At 71.5% G+C, this 17243-nt stretch carries 18 protein-coding genes; 5 read left to right on the forward strand and 13 right to left on the reverse strand.

Annotation, left to right across the window (positions count from 1 at the left end; all coding sequences use genetic code 11):
* Nucleotides 1-84 precede the first annotated feature (84 nt).
* On the forward strand, nucleotides 85-675 hold the full coding sequence (locus IF20_RS23395; protein WP_052867400.1) for a hypothetical protein: 591 nt from the start codon (nucleotides 85-87) through the stop codon (nucleotides 673-675).
* A gap of 154 nt (nucleotides 676-829) precedes the next feature.
* Complete coding sequence (locus IF20_RS23400) at nucleotides 830-1309, forward strand: NUDIX hydrolase (RefSeq protein ID WP_052867242.1); 480 nt, start codon at nucleotides 830-832, stop codon at nucleotides 1307-1309.
* Nucleotides 1310-1539: 230 nt separating this feature from the next.
* On the opposite strand, the gene IF20_RS23405 is transcribed toward IF20_RS23400, so the two are convergent.
* The 10 genes from IF20_RS23405 to IF20_RS23450 all read right to left on the reverse strand — a co-directional run bounded on the left by IF20_RS23405 (nucleotide 1540) and on the right by IF20_RS23450 (nucleotide 11024).
* The gene (locus tag IF20_RS23405) at nucleotides 1540-2244 is read right to left on the reverse strand and encodes a class I SAM-dependent methyltransferase (RefSeq protein WP_052867243.1); all 705 of its coding nucleotides are present in this window, start codon (nucleotides 2242-2244) and stop codon (nucleotides 1540-1542) included.
* A 104-nt stretch (nucleotides 2245-2348) separates the two neighbouring features.
* Nucleotides 2349-2699: a BlaI/MecI/CopY family transcriptional regulator gene (locus IF20_RS23410; protein ID WP_234426787.1), complete on the reverse strand. Its 351-nt coding sequence runs from the start codon at nucleotides 2697-2699 to the stop codon at nucleotides 2349-2351.
* Nucleotides 2700-2773: 74 nt separating this feature from the next.
* Entirely contained in the window at nucleotides 2774-4228 is a 1455-nt protein-coding gene (locus tag IF20_RS23415) for an NADH-quinone oxidoreductase subunit N (RefSeq protein ID WP_052867244.1), read from the reverse strand.
* Nucleotides 4225-5730, reverse strand: a complete 1506-nt coding sequence (locus IF20_RS23420; RefSeq protein ID WP_199896715.1) for a complex I subunit 4 family protein — start codon at nucleotides 5728-5730, stop codon at nucleotides 4225-4227. The genes IF20_RS23415 and IF20_RS23420 overlap by 4 nt, the downstream gene beginning before the upstream one ends.
* Before the next feature lie 5 nt (nucleotides 5731-5735).
* Nucleotides 5736-7607, reverse strand: coding sequence for an NADH-quinone oxidoreductase subunit 5 family protein (locus IF20_RS23425; RefSeq protein ID WP_052867246.1), 1872 nt, complete (start codon nucleotides 7605-7607; stop codon nucleotides 5736-5738).
* Entirely contained in the window at nucleotides 7604-7909 is a 306-nt protein-coding gene (gene nuoK / locus IF20_RS23430) for an NADH-quinone oxidoreductase subunit NuoK (protein ID WP_052867247.1), read from the reverse strand. The genes IF20_RS23425 and nuoK overlap by 4 nt, the downstream gene beginning before the upstream one ends.
* Nucleotides 7906-8469 carry an NADH-quinone oxidoreductase subunit J gene (locus IF20_RS23435; protein ID WP_052867248.1) on the reverse strand — a complete coding sequence of 188 codons (564 nt, stop codon included), beginning with the start codon at nucleotides 8467-8469 and terminating at the stop codon, nucleotides 7906-7908. The genes nuoK and IF20_RS23435 overlap by 4 nt, the downstream gene beginning before the upstream one ends.
* Nucleotides 8470-8486: 17 nt before the next feature.
* Nucleotides 8487-9452, reverse strand: coding sequence for an NADH-quinone oxidoreductase subunit H (locus IF20_RS23440; protein WP_052867249.1), 966 nt, complete (start codon nucleotides 9450-9452; stop codon nucleotides 8487-8489).
* Entirely contained in the window at nucleotides 9445-10683 is a 1239-nt protein-coding gene (locus IF20_RS23445) for a hypothetical protein (protein ID WP_052867250.1), read from the reverse strand. Before IF20_RS23445 ends, IF20_RS23440 begins: the two co-directional genes overlap by 8 nt.
* Nucleotides 10674-11024: an NADH-quinone oxidoreductase subunit A gene (locus IF20_RS23450; RefSeq protein WP_199896721.1), complete on the reverse strand. Its 351-nt coding sequence runs from the start codon at nucleotides 11022-11024 to the stop codon at nucleotides 10674-10676. Before IF20_RS23450 ends, IF20_RS23445 begins: the two co-directional genes overlap by 10 nt.
* 196 nt (nucleotides 11025-11220) lie before the next feature.
* Here IF20_RS23450 and IF20_RS23455 point away from each other — a divergent pair, with 196 nt between their 5' ends.
* Both IF20_RS23455 and IF20_RS23460 read left to right on the forward strand, forming a co-directional pair.
* Entirely contained in the window at nucleotides 11221-11685 is a 465-nt protein-coding gene (locus IF20_RS23455) for a hypothetical protein (protein ID WP_052867251.1), read from the forward strand.
* An 88-nt stretch (nucleotides 11686-11773) separates the two neighbouring features.
* A complete protein-coding gene (locus IF20_RS23460) occupies nucleotides 11774-12460 on the forward strand; it encodes a DUF305 domain-containing protein (protein ID WP_052867252.1) in 687 nt (228 codons plus the stop codon).
* Nucleotides 12461-12652: 192 nt separating this feature from the next.
* On the opposite strand, the gene IF20_RS23465 is transcribed toward IF20_RS23460, so the two are convergent.
* Together IF20_RS23465 and IF20_RS23470 are read right to left on the reverse strand one after the other, a co-directional pair.
* A complete protein-coding gene (locus IF20_RS23465; RefSeq protein WP_052867253.1) occupies nucleotides 12653-13870 on the reverse strand; it encodes a DUF418 domain-containing protein in 1218 nt (405 codons plus the stop codon).
* 258 nt (nucleotides 13871-14128) lie between these two features.
* Entirely contained in the window at nucleotides 14129-15493 is a 1365-nt protein-coding gene (locus IF20_RS23470; protein WP_052867254.1) for an MFS transporter, read from the reverse strand.
* Between the two features lie 142 nt (nucleotides 15494-15635).
* Here IF20_RS23470 and IF20_RS23475 point away from each other — a divergent pair, with 142 nt between their 5' ends.
* Nucleotides 15636-15995 (forward strand): ArsR/SmtB family transcription factor, encoded by a 360-nt coding sequence (locus IF20_RS23475; RefSeq protein ID WP_052867255.1) that lies wholly within the window; start codon nucleotides 15636-15638, stop codon nucleotides 15993-15995.
* A 76-nt stretch (nucleotides 15996-16071) separates the two neighbouring features.
* On the opposite strand, the gene IF20_RS23480 is transcribed toward IF20_RS23475, so the two are convergent.
* The gene (locus tag IF20_RS23480; protein WP_052867256.1) at nucleotides 16072-16656 is read right to left on the reverse strand and encodes a carbonic anhydrase; all 585 of its coding nucleotides are present in this window, start codon (nucleotides 16654-16656) and stop codon (nucleotides 16072-16074) included.
* Between the last annotated feature and the right edge of the window lie 587 nt (nucleotides 16657-17243).

Raw genomic sequence — 17243 nt, forward strand, 5'->3', positions numbered from 1 at the left:
GCAGTCACCGCCCCCTGCCCCACGCGTCACGGGAAGTCGCGTCGCCCGCTGCCGGGCGGCGGGAAGACGCGTACGCTGCGCACCATGAGGGACCACCCCCAGGAGGGGGCAGCTGCCCCCCACAGCAACGGCGCGCAGGACTCGCCCTGCGCCGCCGTCCCCGAGGTCTGGCACGGCCGAGCGACCAACCGCTTCCAGTGGCTGCTCGCCGCCGCCGGAGCGGCGTGCATGGCACTGGGCATCGAGCTGGCGGTCGACAACGCCTGGACGTCCGGCGTGACCCCGCTGGTGATGGCCGTCGTCGGCTGCGTCGCCGCCGGGCTGCTCGTCCTCTTCGGCACGCTCGCCTTCGTCCACGTCGCCGTACGGGTCGACAAGGACTGCCTCGAAGTGCGCTGCGGCCACATCGGGCTGCCGCGCCGCCGCATCCCGCTCTCGCACGTGGTCGACGTCGACTTCGCGCCCCGCGTCACGCCCTGCCACTGGGGCGGCTGGGGCTACCGCTGGCGCCCCGAGCAGGGCACGGGTGTGATCGTACGGCGCGGCGAGGCGGTGATCCTCCGTCTCGGTGACGGCCGCACCTTCACCGTCACCGTCGACGACGCGGAGGCCGCCGTCCACTGCATCCGCTCCCGCCTCGGCCTCCGCCCGAAACCGACCCCGGGCCCGGCCTGACGGTCCTCCCCGGCCTGCGGCCCCTCGACCACGCCCAGCCGGCAGCCCACGGCCCGCGGCACCGGCCGGCTCGCCTGCCGCCCGGCGACGGAACGGCCCGTAACGCGCCCGAAGCATTTCGTTCCGCTGCCGGGCGCTCGCTAGGGTGCGGTCCATGGCGACACCCGACTTCATCCGCGAAATCCGCGCGACCGCAGGCCACCAGCTGCTCTGGATGCCCGGTGTCAGCGCCATCGTGCTCGACGACGAGGGCAGGGTGCTGCTGGGCCGCCGCGCGGACAGCGGCCGCTGGTCGATCATCGGCGGCATCCCCGACCCCGGCGAGCAGCCCGCCGCCTGCGCCGTGCGCGAGGTCCTGGAGGAGACCGCGGTCCACTGCGTCCCGGAGCGCCTCCTCCTGGTGCAGGCCCTGGAGCCGGTCACCTACCCCAACGGAGACCGCTGCCAGTTCATGGACATCTGCTTCCTCTGCCGCGCCACCGGCGGCGAGGCCCGCGTCAATGACGACGAGTCGCTGGAGGTCGGCTGGTTCGAGCGGGACGCGCTGCCGCCCATGGAGGCCTTCGCGCTCGACCGGATCAAGCAGGCCACGGAGGACGCACCCACGTGGTTCGAGGGCGCGGGAGAGGTGTAAGGGCGGCCCGGCCGAGCCGGGCGAGGGTCCTGTCGCGTCAGTCACTCTCCGTGACGCCGGAGAGCTCTGACGGCAAATGCCAGCACCAAGCCAGCACGAAGTCAGCACCGAGTCAGCGTTGAGTCAGCACGGCACTCCTCCTCGGCCGCCGTCACGAGGTCGACATGGGCCGGTGCGTCGACCGGTGTCTTCGGGCGACATGGCGGCCTCTGCGTGCGGGCGATCGGTGCTCAGAGTGCCTGATCACCATGCGCGGCACCGGACGCCGTTCCCGGCAGCGCCGGCCCGGCCTTCCGGGCCACGCCGATGATGCACGGGGAGCTCGGCGTCGTGCGTCCGTTGACCAGGAAATCGAAGTGCCGTACGCGTTCGATGGCGAACCCGGCGTCGACAATGGTCTGTTGGCTGTCCCGGGTCAGCCGGCAGCCACCTGCCAGGAGGGACCAAACAGGGTTCAGCAGGCGTTGCTTGCGGGCGAACCGGGGATTCCCGGAGCGGACGTGCTCGTAGAAGTACAACGCACCGCCCGGCCGGAGTACGCGTGCCACTTCGGAAAGTGCCCGGCGTACGTCGGGGAGGGAGCACAGGACCAGAGAGAGCACCGCGCCGTCGACCGAAGCGTCCGGCAGCGGCAGGTCCTCCGCCCGTCCCGCACGGATTTCCACCGGCACGGATGTCTTCGCGGCTGCCTGCTCGGCCAGTTGGCGCAGCCGTGGCTCGGGCTCCACGGCGATGACCTGGTCGACCTGCTCCGGATAGTGCGGGAAGTTGGCGCCGGTGCCGGCGCCCACCTCCACGATCTGTCCGGTGGCGCCGGCGAGTAGCTCCTGGCGGTGCTTCAGGGCGCCATGCGCTTCCGCGAAGGCGTTGATCTTCGGGTAGATCCGGGCGAAGAGCGGGTGCCTCACTTGCGACTTCTTCGTGGCTGCGGCCATGGCTGCGGCTCCCTTCGGCAGGTGACGCCGGCAAGCTACTACGGCTGCGTAGTAACTACCTTGCGAATGTAGTAGAGAACTGGGGCGAACCGGCGGTGTGTCCCTCACGGGGAGTCCTCCAGCAGTCGGCGCAGTCGCTCACGCAGTTCCGGATCGAGGGAGGCCTCGGCCGCGAAATGCGCGACCGCGTTCTCCCCGTGCGTGCGCAACACCTCTCGTACGGCGAGCGCGGCCTCGTCGGGGACAGCCGGCGTGTACTCGTATCCGCGGCCGTGACGCGTGCGGTCGAGCATGCCCTTCTCGGCGAGACGGGTCATGACGGTCATCACCGTCGTGTACGCGAGCGGCTGTGGACGTCTCTCGTTCAGCACATCCAGCACCTGTCGCACGGACATCGGGCGCTTCTCGTTCCAGCACGCCTGCATGACGTCGTTCTCCAGTGCCCCCAGGGCCACCGTGTCCACCTTCCCGAGCTGCCGTGCCTACTATGCGAGCGTAGTACGCGATCCATGCCGGGGAGGAGCCCCGGTCAGCGGACGAGTGGCCCGCCGAGCAGGTCGAGTACGGGGCCGCCCGCGATACCGAGGACCACGGACGCGGCCGCGGCGGCGCAGGCGAGCAGAGCGGCCGGGCGCCGCACGGTGAGCGTCCGCGCGGCATCAGCACCGGCATCAGCACCGGCACCGGCACCGGCATCGGCATCGGCACGGGCACCCGCGACCGCCGGCTGGATCCACCGCAGGTAGTAGAAGAGCGATGCCACGGTGTTCACGGCCGCCACGACGGCCAGCCACGTGTACCCGCCGTCGACCGCCGCCGTGAAGACCTGGAGCTTGCCGAGGAACACGGCGGTGGGCGGGGTGCCGAGCAGGCCGAGGAGGCAGACGACGAGGCTGAGCGCCAGGGCGGGGTGGCGGCGCAGCAGTCCGCGGTAGTCGTCGAGGGCGCGTGCGCGGGGGAGGGCGCAGACGACGGCGAAGGCGCCGAGGTTGGTGAGGGCGTAACCCGCCAGGTAGTAGAGCAGTGCGGGCTGGGCCTGGTCGCTGCGGCCGGTGACAGCGATCGGAATGAGGAGGTAGCCGACCTGGCTGATGGTGGAGTACGCCAGGAGCCGCCTGACGTCGGTCTGGAAGAACGCGGCCAGGTTGCCGAGCGTCATGGAGGCGGTGGCCAGTACGGCGATCAGCGCCGGCCAGGGCACGTCGGTGGCGGACAGGGGGACCGCGGCGAGCCGGTAGAGCGCGGCCAGGGCACCGATCTTCGGCAGCGTGGCGAGGAAGGCCGCGACGGCAGGCGTACTGCCCTGCACGGCGTCCGGCACCCAGAAGTGGCAGGGAACTCCGCCCGCCTTGAAGAGGACTCCCGCGAGCAGTCCCACCACTCCCGCCGCGACGAGTCCGGTGGGCGCGGTGGCCAGGCCCCCGGCGAGTGCCGGGTAGGCGGTGGCACGGCCCGCAGCGAAGAGCACGGTGATGCCGGTCAGCATCATCACACCGAGCAGCGCCCCGACGACGTAGTACTTGAGCGCGGCCTCGGTGCCCGGCCCGTCCTTCCGGAAGCCGGCCAGCGTGTACGAAGGGACGCTCGCCAGCAGGTAAGCGGCGGCGAGGAGCAGCAGGTCCTGGGCGCCGGCCAGCAGCAGTGCGCCGAGCGCGGCGAGTTGGAGGAGGACGTAGAACTCGGTCTCGCGCGGGTCGGCGCGGTAGGCGATACGGCCGAGGACGAGGACGAGGAGTGTGCCGCCGAGGATGACGACGCGGGCGGTGGCGGTCACGGGGTCGATGGCGAAGGCACCGTCGAAGGCCGCCATGGGGCCCGGCGCGGCGGCGACGGCGGCCGCGATACCCGCCACGCAGGCGACGGCCGCCAGTGCGCCCGTCAGCCACTGGCGACGGCGCGGCAGCCAGGCGCCCAGGAGCAGTCCGAGCACGGCCGAGGCGCCGAGCAGTACCTCGGGCAACAGGTCGAGCGGGTTCTCGTTCATCGGGCGAGCAGCTCCAGCACGTCGCGCGACGCGGGTTCGATGACATCGAGCACGAAGCGCGGAGCGAGACCGAGGACGACGGCGAGGGCCAGCAGGGGCACGATCGCGACGCCTTCGTGTGCACGGATGTCGGCGAACGGGCGTGCCGTGCCGGGTGCTTCGGGCAGCCGTAGCGGGCCGAGGAAGATGCGTTGCAGGGCACGCAGGAAGAGGGCCGCGGTGAGGAGGATGCCGAGTACGGCGAGGCCGGTGGCGACCGGGCGGGGCCCGAGGCTGCCGGTGAGGATCTGGAACTCGGCGATGAACCCCGAGAATCCGGGCAGCCCCAGCGAGGCGAACGCCGCGACGCCGGTCAGCGCGGCGAAGACCGGTGCGGTGGCCGCGACGCCGGAGTACGCGCCCATGTCGTACGTACGGCCCCGCTCGTACAACACCCCGGCCAGCAGGAACAGCGCGCCGGTCAGCAGCCCGTGGCTGACCATCTGGTATGTCGCCCCGGTCACCGCCAGCCGGCGGGCGTCGCCCGTGCTGCCACCGGCGGCCGCAGCGGCACCGATCGCGAGGACGATGTACCCCATGTGGTTCACCGAGGTGTACGCGATCATGCGCTTGAACTCGGTCTGGGCGAGGGCCACGAGCGCGCCGTGGAGCACGGAGACCACGCCGACCACGACGAAGACGAGGGCGTACGAACGCCAGGCCTCCGGCAGCATCGGCAGGGCGATTCGGAGGAACCCGTACGTGCCCATCTTCAGCAGCACCCCGGCGAGGATCGCCGAACCCTCGGCAGGCGCCTCGGTGTGGGCGGGCGGCAGCCAGGTGTGGAAGGGCACGGTCGGGGTCTTGACCGCGAGCCCGATGCCGAGGGCGAGCAGGACCAGGGCGCCGTACGCGGACCGCCCGGCGAGCGGGTTCTGCGCGGTGAGCGCCACCATGTCGAAGGTGTGCGGCTCGGCCGCCAGGTACAGGCCGATGAAGCCGAGCAGCAGGGCGAGCGAGCCGAGGAACGTGTAGAGGAAGAAGTACAGCGCCGCGCGGCCGGCACCCTTGTGCCCCCAGCCCGCGATGATGAAGTACATCGCCACGATCGACAGGTCGAAGAAGACGAAGAACAGGATCAGGTCGAGCGCCGCGAACAGGCCCAGGCACGTGGTTTCGAGAAAAAGGAACAGCGCGGCGAACTCGCGGACGCGGTGCGTCCCGCGCAGCGCGTGGACCGAGCAGGCGAGGAAGAGGACGGCGGTGAGGGCGAGCAGCGGCAGCGACAGCCCGTCGACGCCGATGTGGTAGCCGATGCCCGCGCTCGGGATCCAGCGTGCGTGGGTCTCGTACTGGATGCCACCGGCGTCTCGATAGCCCGCCCAGACCGCGAGCGCCAGGGCGAGCACGGCTGCCGAGACCGCCACCCACACCACGCGGAAGGCCGTACGCGGGGTGCTGCGCGGCAGGCACAGCAGCAGGACGGCCGCGGCGGCGGGGAGCAGGACGAGGGCCGTGAGCACGGCGGTCACCTCACGAGGACGAGGACGACGGCGAGGACGGTGCAGGCCGCGACGGCCTGGGCGAGGTAGGTGTGCAGTTGGCCGGTCTGCGGTCGCCGGGCGAGCCGGCCCAGCCCACGGCTCACGGCGGCCACGCCCTGCACGGCGCCGTCGACGGCCGCTTCGGCGTGGCGGTTCATGACGCCGGCGAGCCGTACGGTGCCGCGTGCGAGCCCTTCGACGCCGCGGTCGAGGACCCGGTCGTCGAAGGCGGCGAGGGCCGTGGCCAGGCGCTGCACGGGACGTACGCACACGGCGTGCGCGGCGCGTTCGAGTCCGAGCCAGCCCGAGACCCAACGGATGACGGGGGTTGGGAGCGGGACTCGCCGGGCGCCCCAGGCCCAGGCGACCGCGCCGGCGGCCGGTGCGAGGACGGCGCTGAGGGCGAACTCCCAGGCGTTGGGCATCGTTCCCGTGACGCCGAGAGTGCGCGCGAGGGCTTCGCGCACGGGCGGCAGGACGAGGGCGGAGAGGGCCACGGTCGCCAGGGACAGGGCGGCGAAGGGGAGGGTGAGCGAGGCCGGGAGCCGGGGGACGGTCCGCCGTGCGTACGGCGGAAGGTCCGGCCGGGAGGGCCGGTCGGGCCGGGGCTGCCAGACGTACCAGAGGGCCTTGGCGCTGTAGACCGCCGAGAGCGCGGCGGCCGCCAGCCCCACCGCGTACAGCCCGGTGCTCCGCTCCAGGGCCGCGGCGAGCAGTACGTCCTTGGCGGCCCAGAGCGACAGGGGCGCCACCCCGGCCAGGCCGAGAGCCGCCACCGTGAACGCGATCCCGGCGGCCGGTCGACGGCGGGCGGCGCCGCGCAGCTCCGGCAGTGACTTGGTGCCGAGCCAGGTCAGCCAGTAGCCCGCGACCAGGAAGGCGAGACTCTTCGCGGCCGCATGAGCGATGAGCTGGAGGGTGCCGCCGACCGTCGATCCGACGCCGGCCGCCAGCACCATGAAGCCGATCTGGGCACAGCTCGACGCGGCGAGCAGCTGCTTGAGGTCCCGCTGTGCGGCCGCGACGAGTCCGAGCGCCAGCGCGGTGCCGGCGCCGGTCCAGGCGACCGCGTCCGCGCCCCAGCCGGCGGCGGCGAGCAGCGGCCCGAGCCTGATCAGCAGGTAGGCGCCGGCGACCACCATCGTGGCGGAATGCAGCAGCGCCGAGACGGGACCAGGCCCCTGCATGGCCTTGGACAGCCAGAAGCTGAAGGGGAGTTGGGCCGATTTCCCCAACGCGGCGACGACGACACCTGCCGTCGCGAGGTGCAGCCAGGGGCCGGAGAGGCGGTCGAGGTCGCCGAGCGCCTCGGTCCGCCCGCCGGCGACCGCCGCTCCGGCGGCCAGGTAGAGGCCGAGATCGGCGGCGCGGGTGGTGAGGAACGCGGTTCCCGCCGCCGCCACCCGTACGGTGTCCTGCCACCGGTAGGCGATCAGTGTCCAGGACGTGGCACCCATGACCTCCCAGCTCATGAGCAATGCAGGCAGGGTTGTGGCCGTGACGGTGACCAGCATCGCCCCGCTGAAGAGCAGCATCAGGCCGAAGAACCGGGCCCGCGCCTCGCCGGGGCCGATGTCGCCGACGCCGAACAGCAGGACGGCCACGGTCACCGCGGCGACCGTCACCGCCAGCACGCCCGACAGCCCGTCCGCGGCCAGTCCGAAGGGCAGGTCCGCCAGCAGCGCTGCGGAGACGGACGGCTGCCGGAAGGCCGCGAGCAGGGCCAGGCCGAGGGCAAGGGCGGCTGCGGCCACGCCCGCAGCAGGCGCTGCCCGGTCGGCCCGCCGTCCCGCGATGACGAGTACGGTGCCGGTGGCGAGCGGTACGGTGATCAACGCCCACAGCGGCGCGCTCACGCCTTCAGCTCCGCGGCCTCGTCGGTCACGTCCACCTCGCGCGCGCGGAACAGCGCGGTCACGACGGCGAACCCGATGGCCATCTCCACGGCCATGACCGTGACCGCCAGCACGACCAGCACCTGCCCGTCCGTCGCGGCAGGCGCGACGTAGTGCCACACGGCGGCGGCCGCGAGGATGACCCCGCCCAGCATCAGCTCCAGGCCCATCATCAGCATCACGATCGACTGCTGGGTCAGCGCGCCGAACAGCCCGACGCTGAACAGCGCGGCGGCCAGCAGGAGGAACAGTTCCAGGCTCACCGGCCGACCCCTCCGCGTACCGGATCGTCGGCGGTGCGGGCCCGCAGATCGTCGCCGAACCGGTCGTACCGGCCGCGGCGGGTGGCCAGCACCACCGTGGCGACGATGGTGGCGAACAGCGCGAAGCCGAGCGTCATCATCGTCAGAATGTGCGGCCCCATCAGCGCCGTGCCGAGGGCCTTCGTCGGGTCGTCGGCCGGCCGGCCGCTCCGCTTCGGCCACGGAGCGAGCACGATGCCCGCGGCCAGCAGCAGGAAGACGAGAGTGCAGAGAACGGCCGCGCCCTTCTTGTTGTGCAGCATCGACATCGGCATGAGCCCGGCCGGGTTCATCATGTACATCACCATGAAGACGGCCATGATGGCCATCTCGATGGTCATCATCAGCACGACGACCACGCCCAGGTAATCGAGGCCGAGCACGATCACCAGGCCGCCCACGCACAGCAACGAGAGCAGCAGCGCGTACGTCGCACGGGCCATGGAGTCGAAGCGGAACACCATGACGCCACTGACGACGGCGAGCGCGCCGAGGGCCCAGAAGACTGCGACGTCCGGCATGGCTGTGCTCCTTCTCGCTATCGGTTGAGTACGACGACGGCGACGACCAGGGCTTGGAGCAGGGTGAGCGGTACCAGCACCAGCCATGCGAACTCCATGTAACGCTCCATGCGCAGCGTCGGCACCAGCCGTCGGCCGACGATCAGCAGCGCCAGCACACCGGCGGTCTTGAGCACCGTCCAGGCCCAGGCAGGCAGCAGGGGGCCGTGCCCGCCGCCGAGGAACAGCGGCACGCTGAACGCGGCGGTGGCCACGAGCAGCAGCCACCGCCCGCCGAGCAGCAGAAGCCGGTCGACGCCGCTGTACTCGGCCACGACGCCGCCCGCCACATCGCGCCCCAGCGGATGCCCGAACGGTCCCCAGAACGCCATGGCACACGCACTCAGCAGGTACACGGCGAAGGCGGCCGGCATCCACACCACGAACCACATTCCCTGCTGGGCCCGGACCACCTCGCCGACGCGCAGCGATCCGGCGCCGAGTGCGGCCGTGGTGAGCGCGAACATGTGCGGCAGTTCGTACGCGAGGCCCTGCGCGAGGAACCGGTACCCGCCGATCAGGGACAGCACCGAGTTGGGCCCCCAGCCCGCGAGCCACACCGCCGCCCAGGCGAGCGCCTCCATCGCGTTGAACCACACGATGCCGACGACCGGATCGGTCACCGCCCGGAAGCCCCACGGCACGACGGCCGCCGCCAGCACGGCGGCCAGTGGTACGAGCGCGATCCCGATGCGGCCGAGCGCCGCGTCGTCCGCGGTCGTACGGCGCCGCTGCCGGGCCAGCAGCGCGATCCCCTCGCGTACGGGGGCCACGGCGGCCCGGAGCGTACGGGCACCCCGGCCGGCGCCCCGGCCGTGCTCGGCACCCGCGCTCAGCACCGCGTCGAATCCGGCGGCCGCGAGGGCGACAACGGTCAGTACGACGGGCAGCAGCACCACGGCCCACAGCGGTGCGGTGCCGGCAGTCTCGGCCGACTCAGCCATGACCTGCCCCCTGCAGCTCGTCGAGATCGGGGTCCACACTCGCGACGATCAGCCGGGCACAAGCGAACTCGGCACCGCGCAACAGGCCGGGCAGCGCGTCGAGCAGAGCCCGCGACGGGGACAGGAGGCCGTCGCACCGGCCGCGCGGCCCCACCGTGCTCTCGGTGTTCTTGGTGTTTTCGGTGTTCTCGGCATCGACAGCCAGGGCACGCGCGTCCTCCAGTCCGGAGAGGCTGCGTTCGATCTCCTTGAGCCATACGCAGACGCGGGCGTGCGCGTCCCCATCGGCGACCAACGCCGGCCCGGTCACCCCGACGCTCTTCGCGCGGGCTGCGGGAAGCGGCCCGATCCCGGTCGTGAGCCGCCGCAACGTCCGTGAGCCATCGACCTGCCGGACCAGCGGACGTACCTCCCCGACCAGCTCCTCGCGACCGGCGCCGCCCAGCACCGCATCGCGCAACCGCCGGGCCCGGGCGGCGGGGCCCGACCACCCGGCGACGGCGAGGAACCTGCCGACACTGTCCAGGTGGGCCGCGCAGCGCCGTCGCTCGGCGGCGCCGCGCGTCACCGGCTCGCCGCGTGCGGCCCGTTGCCACGGCTCATTCCAGAAGGAGCCTTGAGCCGGTGGGCCACCCGGCACCGGCCGCACCTCGGCCTGCTGGATCACATCTCCCTGCATCACGACGTCGACGATCAGCCCCGTTGGCCAGTCGGGCAGGGCCGGGCCCAGCGAAAGGTGCAGCTGGTCGAGTCTCAATCCGTCGCGATCGTCGGCGCGTTCAGCCATCGGCAAACCGGCGACCAGGCCGCCGTGATGCCCACCGTGGTCGGCGTGCCCGCCATGGCTCTCGGGTACCTCATGGTCTTCCGGAGGAGAGACGACACCGTGCGGCGGCCCCGGCTGAGGGCCCGCACCCAGCGGCTCCGCAATCAGCAGCCGGGGCACGGCGTCCAGGGCACGCCCGCTCTCCGCCGCACCGGCGACGGTGACGTACGCCTTCGGCCGCGGCATGCCGCTCCACAGCGTGCCCAGCCACTCGACGTGCGGACCCGACGGCTCCCCGGCCACGACCAGGGCGGCCGCGGCAGCCGGGCTCTCCGCCAACGGCCAGCCGCGCTCGCGCAGTCCGGCTTCGACCGCCAGCCGCTCCGCGGTGGCACCGGGAAGTGTGACAAGCAGGACGGGCGGAGAGCCGGCCAGCACCCGCCGCGCCGCGCCTTTCACGTCCACCGCAGCGCGCCCTCGCGCCAGGCGTACGTCACGGCGGCGAAGAGGACGCCCAGAAAGAGGAACATCTCGATCACCGCGGTCGCGCCCATCTCCTTCACCACCCTGACCCAGGGGTACATGAAGAGCATCTCCATGTCGAAGGCCAGAAAAAGCATGGTCACGGGGTACCACCGGACATGGAACCGGGAAACCGCGTGCTCTCGCGGCTGCAGTCCGCCGGCGAACGACACCGTTTCCAGGGGCTTGAGTCTCGCGGCCAGCAGCGCGCCGAGTCCATACAAGAGGGCGATTCCCGCAGCCGTGATACCGAGCAGCACCAGCACCGGCTCCCAGACGCTCATCTCCGTCATGATGCCCACCGAGCCACTTCACATCCAGCAGGCGCGCAGGCTGGGTCCGCGCCCCGGTCAACGGAGAGCGACGACCTCGTCGAAGCGCATCCGGAGAGTGACCTTCCCACTCGGCTTCCAGTGCTTGGTGGGGGCGGAGGGCAGGCGGTGGAGTCCTTCTGTAGGGTCGGGTCCGGAGGTCATAGCTGTGCGTCTGAGCCGGAAGACACAAGCGGCCGGTGCCTGGGGGCACCTGCTGCTCGTCGTCGTGCTCGCGCTGGGGATCTTCGTGATGCACACGCTGGGTCACCCGAAGGACACCTCCGGGACCGGCGCGACCATGGAGATGGGTGCAGCCGCCCACGGTGCTGCCATGAGCGCTTCCGCGGACCATGGCATGCACGCGGCTGCGACGCCGGTTGTCGTGGTCTCCCCGCACGCCTCGGACCACGATGCGAAGGCGCCCTCCCACGCCCCGGGCTCGGGGATGGACATGACCTCGCTGTGTGTGGCCGTGCTCGGCACGTGGGCCCTGGCCGGCCTCCTCTGGGCGGCGCTCCGCCGCAGGGCGGACTGGCTGGTACGGCTTCGTGCCGGCCTTCTGGTCGTCCTGCGTCCCGAGCCGCCACCGCGCAGGCCCCTCCTCGCTCGCCTGTCAGTCCTGCGGATATAGGCCGAACACCACCGCGGGCACTTTCTGCTGCCCGTAATCCCTGTTCAGCGGTCATTCCACAGCGACAGACAGCACGAGGTTTCTTGTCATGAACGCAGTCAAGCGCACCGTCAACCGTCGGCGCACGCGCCGTATCGCCCTGGTCGGCACCGTTGCCGCCGCGGGGCTTCTCCTCGCCGCCTGTGGCGGCAACGACGACATGAGCGGCATGGACCACGGGAGCAAGAGCCCCTCGGCGAGTGCCACCTCCGGGAGCAACCCGGCACCGGGCGCCGCCAACGACGCGGACGTGATGTTCGCGCAGACGATGATCCCCCACCACGAGCAGGCCGTGAAGATGTCGCAACTCGCCGCCGGCCGCGCCAAGGACGCCGAGGTCAAGGACCTCGCCGGGAAGATCGAGAAGGCCCAGGGCCCCGAGATCGAGAAGATGAAGTCCTGGCTCAAGGCGTGGGGCGAGCCCACGTCGCCCGGCGGCGGCATGGATCACAGCAGCATGCCCGGGATGGACCACGGCTCCGGCAGCTCCGAGGGGACCGGCATGTCCGGGATGATGTCCGACAAGGACATGAAGGAGCTCAAGGCCGCCAAGGGCACGGACTTCGACAAGATGTTCGCCAAGATGATGATCGACCACCACAACGGTGCGATCGACATGGCCAAGGACGAGCAGAAGAACGGCAAGAACACCACGGCGAAGAAGCTCGCCGATGACGTGGTCAAGGCCCAGTCCACCGAAGTCGAGCAGCTGAAGAAGATCCTCGACCGGCTCTGACCGAGCGGTTCACGGGCCGGCTGCGGGCCTCGGCAGAGAGGCCCGCAGCCGGCCCGTCGCTCGTGCCTTCCCCCCCCGCCGCCGGCCCGCCACCCCTGCCGACTCAGGCTCGCCGCGCATCTTTTCCGGGAATTCCAGGCCCGCTCGACGGGGCCAGGGATCGGTTCGGTCGTTGTCTCACGCTGAGGCGTCTCACGTGATGCGGTCCGCAAGCCTGGTGGTGCTGTGCACCAGGTACTCCAGTGGTCCTCGCCGGAAGTGCCGGTGCCATGCGACGGCCAGCAGCATGGCGGCCAGGCTGAACGCGGCCAGTACGAGCAGGCTGCTGGGGAGTTCCTCGTCCCACAGTGCCCAGATGGCCACGATGTGCAGAACGTAGAAGGTCAAGGACATCGTGCCGATCGCGATGACGGGAGCGGCCAGTCGCCGTACGCGCGGCAGACGGTCCACGGCGACGAGGCAGCCGGCCAGCACCGCGAGGGCGACGCCGGTGTTGCCCACGATCGAGAACGTGGTCTGGCTGTGCGGCGCCGCCACCAGGAGCCATTCGCGGAACACCCCGTCGGGTTCGCCGACGGTGTCCGACCACCAGGCCGAGCCGGCGGAGTTGCCGTCGGTGCGGGCGGCGATGGTGGCGTACGCGTGGGGGACCAGGTGCAGGGCGAGCCAGGAGCCGCCGTAACCGAGTACGGCCAGCACGCCGCCCGCGACAGCCAGGCGGCCGCGTACGCGGGTGAGGTCGAGCTTGGCCACGGCCATGCCGGCGATCACGAACGGGATCCAGGTGAGGACCGGATAGGCGCCGGTGAAGAGGATCTCGATGAAGCCGTCCGAGTCGGTGATCCTGGCGAGCGGGTCGAGGGCGGTGATGCTGTCGGCCCAGTTCCCCTCCTCGATGGAGACCTTGATGAGATAGAGGTCTTGGGGCAGTACCAGTGCGCTGGCGGCGGCGATCACCGCGAGAGTCCCGGCGCGCAGTCGGTGCAGCGGAAGGGCGAGCAGGAAGAGCAGCGCATAGCAGGCGAGGATCACATCGATCTGGGTGTCCAGCGCGATGAGGGCGATGCCCATCGCGAACAGGACCGCGGCCCGGATCACCACCCTGATCACCGCCTGCCGGCCCGCACGGCCGGTCCGGGGCGTCGGACGGCCGGTGAGCAGGACCAGCGAGAAGCCGGCGAGCACCGCGAAGAGGGCGGAGGCCCTGCCGTACGCGGTCTCGGCCAGAAAGCCCAGCGTTCCGCCGTCCATCGGGTCGGGGCCGACATGAGCGACGTACATGCCCAGTACGGCCAGGCCGCGGGCGAGGTCGACGCCTGTCAGCCTGCGGATGGACGGAGTGGTGCTCGGACGAGCTGATGGGGCCGGTGCGGTGACGGCCGCAACGGCGCGGGACGAATTGGGTGCCATTGATCCAACATGACCTGTTCAGTTGAACCGTTGAACGACTGCGCGGAATGCGGCGACATGGGGCGCCTCCCGCACGCGGTCCTGCGTTGCCCGTTGCTGACGGAGACGTGCGTGAACCCGCAGCTCTCTCCCCTTTCGGTTGGCCGGAAATCAGCGCACGTGAATCGGCCGACCCGACGTGGCGATCGGCCGGGCCCGTGCGGACGAGGACGCCGAGGTCGGCTGCGGCCGTAGCGGGGGGGGGGGGCAGCCGCTGCGTCAGTGGGAAGCGGCGTGGCCCGGGGGGACCCGGCCGGTGGTGTGCAGGGCGTCGGCGACGTGACTGTGGCTGTGTCGCCAGCCGCCCCCGGTCTGTACGGCGTCGGCCAGGTGCGGGTGGTCGGCGGTCAGCGTGGTGTGCAGGTGCGAGCTCCGCTGCGGGGCGTCGGACGGCCACAGCTTCGTGGCCAGTACCACGGCGGTCAGCGCGAGCACCCCCAGCGCCACGACGGCCGACTGCAGCCCCGCTGCCGCGCCGAGCCACCCGGCGAGCGGATACGTCAGCAGCCAGCAGCTGTGGGAGAGGGAGAACTGGGCCGCGAACGCGGAGGTGCGCTGCTCCGGCGGTGCTGCGCGCCGGAGCAGTCGGCCGGTGGGGGTGAGCACCAGGGAACAGGCACCGCCGAACGCGGCCCACGCGGCGAGCAGGGCGGGCCAGCGCCACGCACCCGTACCGGCCGCGGTGAGCACTCCGAGCCCGACGAAGACCATGACCAGGAGCGCGGCGCCCCGCAGCATCACCGTGCGGTCGGCGGCGCGGTCGAGGACGCGGGGCAGCAGCAGCGCGACGGCCATGGAGCCCGCGCCGTACGCGCCCAGCGCGAGCGGTACGTCCCCGGTGGAGCGGCCGAGGTGGTCGCGGACGTAGACGACGGTGTTGACGGTGACGACTGCGCCGGCAGCGGCGACGGCGAGGTCGAGGGCGAGCAGGCCCCGCAGCCGCGGGTCGGCGAGGAACAGCCGCATGCCGCCGGTGGCCTTGGCGTAGGGCCTGCCGGTCCGCGGGGCGTTGGCCTGTTTCGGCAGTACGGCGGAGACCACCAGGGTGGCCGACGCCAGGAAGCCGGCGGTGGTGCCGGCGAACAGCCAGTTGTAGGTGATCAGGGAGAGGAGCGCGGCCGCGAGTGCGGGGCTGAACAGGCTCTCCAGGTCGTATGCGAGCCGGGACAGGGACAGCGCCCGGGTGTAGTCACGCTCTTCGGGCAGGACGTCGGGGATGACGGCCTGGAAGGTGGGGGTGAAGGCGGCGGAGGCGGCCTGCAGGGCGAAGACCAGGACGTACACCTGCCAGACCTGAGCGACGAACGGCAGCATCAGCGCCACCGAGGCGCGTATGAGGTCGCTGCCGACCAGAAGCGCGCGGCGCGGTATCCGGTCGGCGACCGCGCCGATGGCCGGGGCGATCGCGACGTACGCCACCATCTTGATCGCCAGAGCGGTGCCCAGCACCGAACCGGCATCCGCCCCCGCGAGGTCGTAGGCCAGCAGCCCGAGCGCGACGGTCGCCAGGCCGGTCCCCACCAGAGCGATGACCTGGGCGGTGAAGAGCTGGCGGTAGGTGCGGTTGCGCAGTACGGAGAGCATGCGGCAGCCCCTTGGCCGGAAGGTCGGGGGGGGACGAGCACCTCTCACCATACAAACATGTGCGCATCTGTGCACCTATGGACTGCGGCTTTCCGGCAGAAGCGGGGGACCGGGTGGCGTGCGGCGGCTTTACGCTGGTCGCATGCCCCAAAGCGATGCGGCCCCACCTGCACCACATACGCATGTGCAGGCCCCCGACAGCGCCCGGCTCGCCGAGGCGACCGGGGTGTTCGCGCTGCTCGCCGACGAGACCCGGCTCCACCTGCTGTGGCTGCTGGCACAGGACGAATCCGACGTGGGGTCGCTCGCCGAGCGCTGCCCCGCCTCGCGGACCGCGGTGAGCCAGCACCTCGCGAAACTGCGGCTCGCCGGCCTGGTGGAGAAGCGGCGGGAGGGACGGCACATCTACTACCGCCTGAGCGACGGACACCTGCGCCGCCTCGTGCTGGAAGCGCTCAGCCATGCCGACCACCGGGTCAGCGGCCAGGCTCCGCACGACTGAGCGGATGAACCGCGCGGCAACTGATCGGCGGCCGGTGGAGCCCGCCGGAGTCGTCCAGTACAGGTGAGCGAGGCTTTCAGAGCGGTCGGAAGGCGATTTCCCGGCTGTTGTAGGCGAGCACCTCACCGGAGGCGATGTCGTAGAACCAGCCGTGCAGCCGCAGTTGCCGCTGTCGCAGGCGTCGCGCGACGCACGGGTAGGAGCGTAGGTGTTCCAACTGGGTCTTCAGATGATGCTGGGTGGCCACGCCCCTTCGCACCGAGGCGGGCCGGGAGTTGTATTCGGCTCGCTGCAGCCAGCGGCTGAACATCGCCATGCCCGGCCGCGGCCTGCCCACCACCAGGTCCTGCACCGCGTCGCAGCAGGAATGTCCGCACACCACGATGTCGGGCACTCCCAGCGCGATGACGGCGTATTCGAGGGTGGCGCCGACGGCGCAGTTGGCCTCTGTCCGGTGGCGCGGAACGATGTTGCCGGCGGTGCGCAGTTCGATGATCTCGCCCGGCCGGGCGCCGGTGATCAGTGAAGGGACGATGCGCGCGTCCGAGCAGGAGATGAACAGGACTTGAGGGCGTTGCTCCTCGGCGAGTGCGGTGAAGTCACCGCGGCGTTCCGCGACGCTCGACGAGAAAGCCCTGGCGTTTTCGATGAGTGATTGCATGCTGGCTGCCCCGTGCGGTCGGTAGTGGGTGGCTGCGGTGCGCAAACTGTGGATGGGTGTGCCCGATGGCCAGGCCGCGGGGCGGTGGGCGGGGACTCGACTGGCAAGCGGCCGCCGGCCCCGATGCCCTGCTGGCTCGAAGAAGCGGCGCCGCGGTTCCGAGGCGTACGGAACGTACGGCAGGCGCGCCCGCATCCGGTCCTCCGCCGTGCTTACCTGCGGGGTCATCGCATTGTGCGGTCGGGGTGACCACGCTGACGATGAGGTCGACGGTTGAGGTGCCGGCCTGAACGACAAGTGCGCGAACGCGGGGGGACGCGGCATGAACGCCGATGCCGGCGGTGGGGAAGCCCGCCGGGGGGACGCGGCAGTCGGGGGCGGGCGCGCGGTACTTGATGCCTGTCGTCGCCACGGTGCAGCTGTAGTGGGGGTGATACATGCAAGGGCGGCAGCCGCGTGCAGGAGGCGTGGTGGCGGTGGGCGGCAGGCGGTGAGGTGCTACCGCGGCGCATCGAGCGGCATTCACATCCACCAAACTACTACGTCTCGTAGAAGTTCGGGCCGTGTCGCCCGGAGACGTATCGCCA

The sequence above is a fragment of the Streptomyces niger genome, from assembly GCF_000718305.1.
Classification (GTDB): Bacteria; Actinomycetota; Actinomycetes; order Streptomycetales; family Streptomycetaceae; genus Streptomyces; species Streptomyces niger.

Coding starts and splice junctions, on each gene's coding strand:
- IF20_RS23470 (WP_052867254.1), bottom strand. CDS start 15,493: ATGCTCTCCGTACTGCGCAACCGCACCTACCGCCAGCTCTTCACCGCC.
- IF20_RS23440 (WP_052867249.1), bottom strand. CDS start 9,452: ATGGCTGAGTCGGCCGAGACTGCCGGCACCGCACCGCTGTGGGCCGTG.
- IF20_RS23400 (WP_052867242.1), top strand. CDS start 830: ATGGCGACACCCGACTTCATCCGCGAAATCCGCGCGACCGCAGGCCAC.
- IF20_RS23450 (WP_199896721.1), bottom strand. CDS start 11,024: ATGAGCGTCTGGGAGCCGGTGCTGGTGCTGCTCGGTATCACGGCTGCG.
- IF20_RS23435 (WP_052867248.1), bottom strand. CDS start 8,469: ATGCCGGACGTCGCAGTCTTCTGGGCCCTCGGCGCGCTCGCCGTCGTC.
- IF20_RS23395 (WP_052867400.1), top strand. CDS start 85: ATGAGGGACCACCCCCAGGAGGGGGCAGCTGCCCCCCACAGCAACGGC.
- IF20_RS23480 (WP_052867256.1), bottom strand. CDS start 16,656: ATGCAATCACTCATCGAAAACGCCAGGGCTTTCTCGTCGAGCGTCGCG.
- IF20_RS23415 (WP_052867244.1), bottom strand. CDS start 4,228: ATGAACGAGAACCCGCTCGACCTGTTGCCCGAGGTACTGCTCGGCGCC.
- IF20_RS23475 (WP_052867255.1), top strand. CDS start 15,636: ATGCCCCAAAGCGATGCGGCCCCACCTGCACCACATACGCATGTGCAG.
- IF20_RS23460 (WP_052867252.1), top strand. CDS start 11,774: ATGAACGCAGTCAAGCGCACCGTCAACCGTCGGCGCACGCGCCGTATC.
- IF20_RS23465 (WP_052867253.1), bottom strand. CDS start 13,870: ATGGCACCCAATTCGTCCCGCGCCGTTGCGGCCGTCACCGCACCGGCC.
- IF20_RS23405 (WP_052867243.1), bottom strand. CDS start 2,244: ATGGCCGCAGCCACGAAGAAGTCGCAAGTGAGGCACCCGCTCTTCGCC.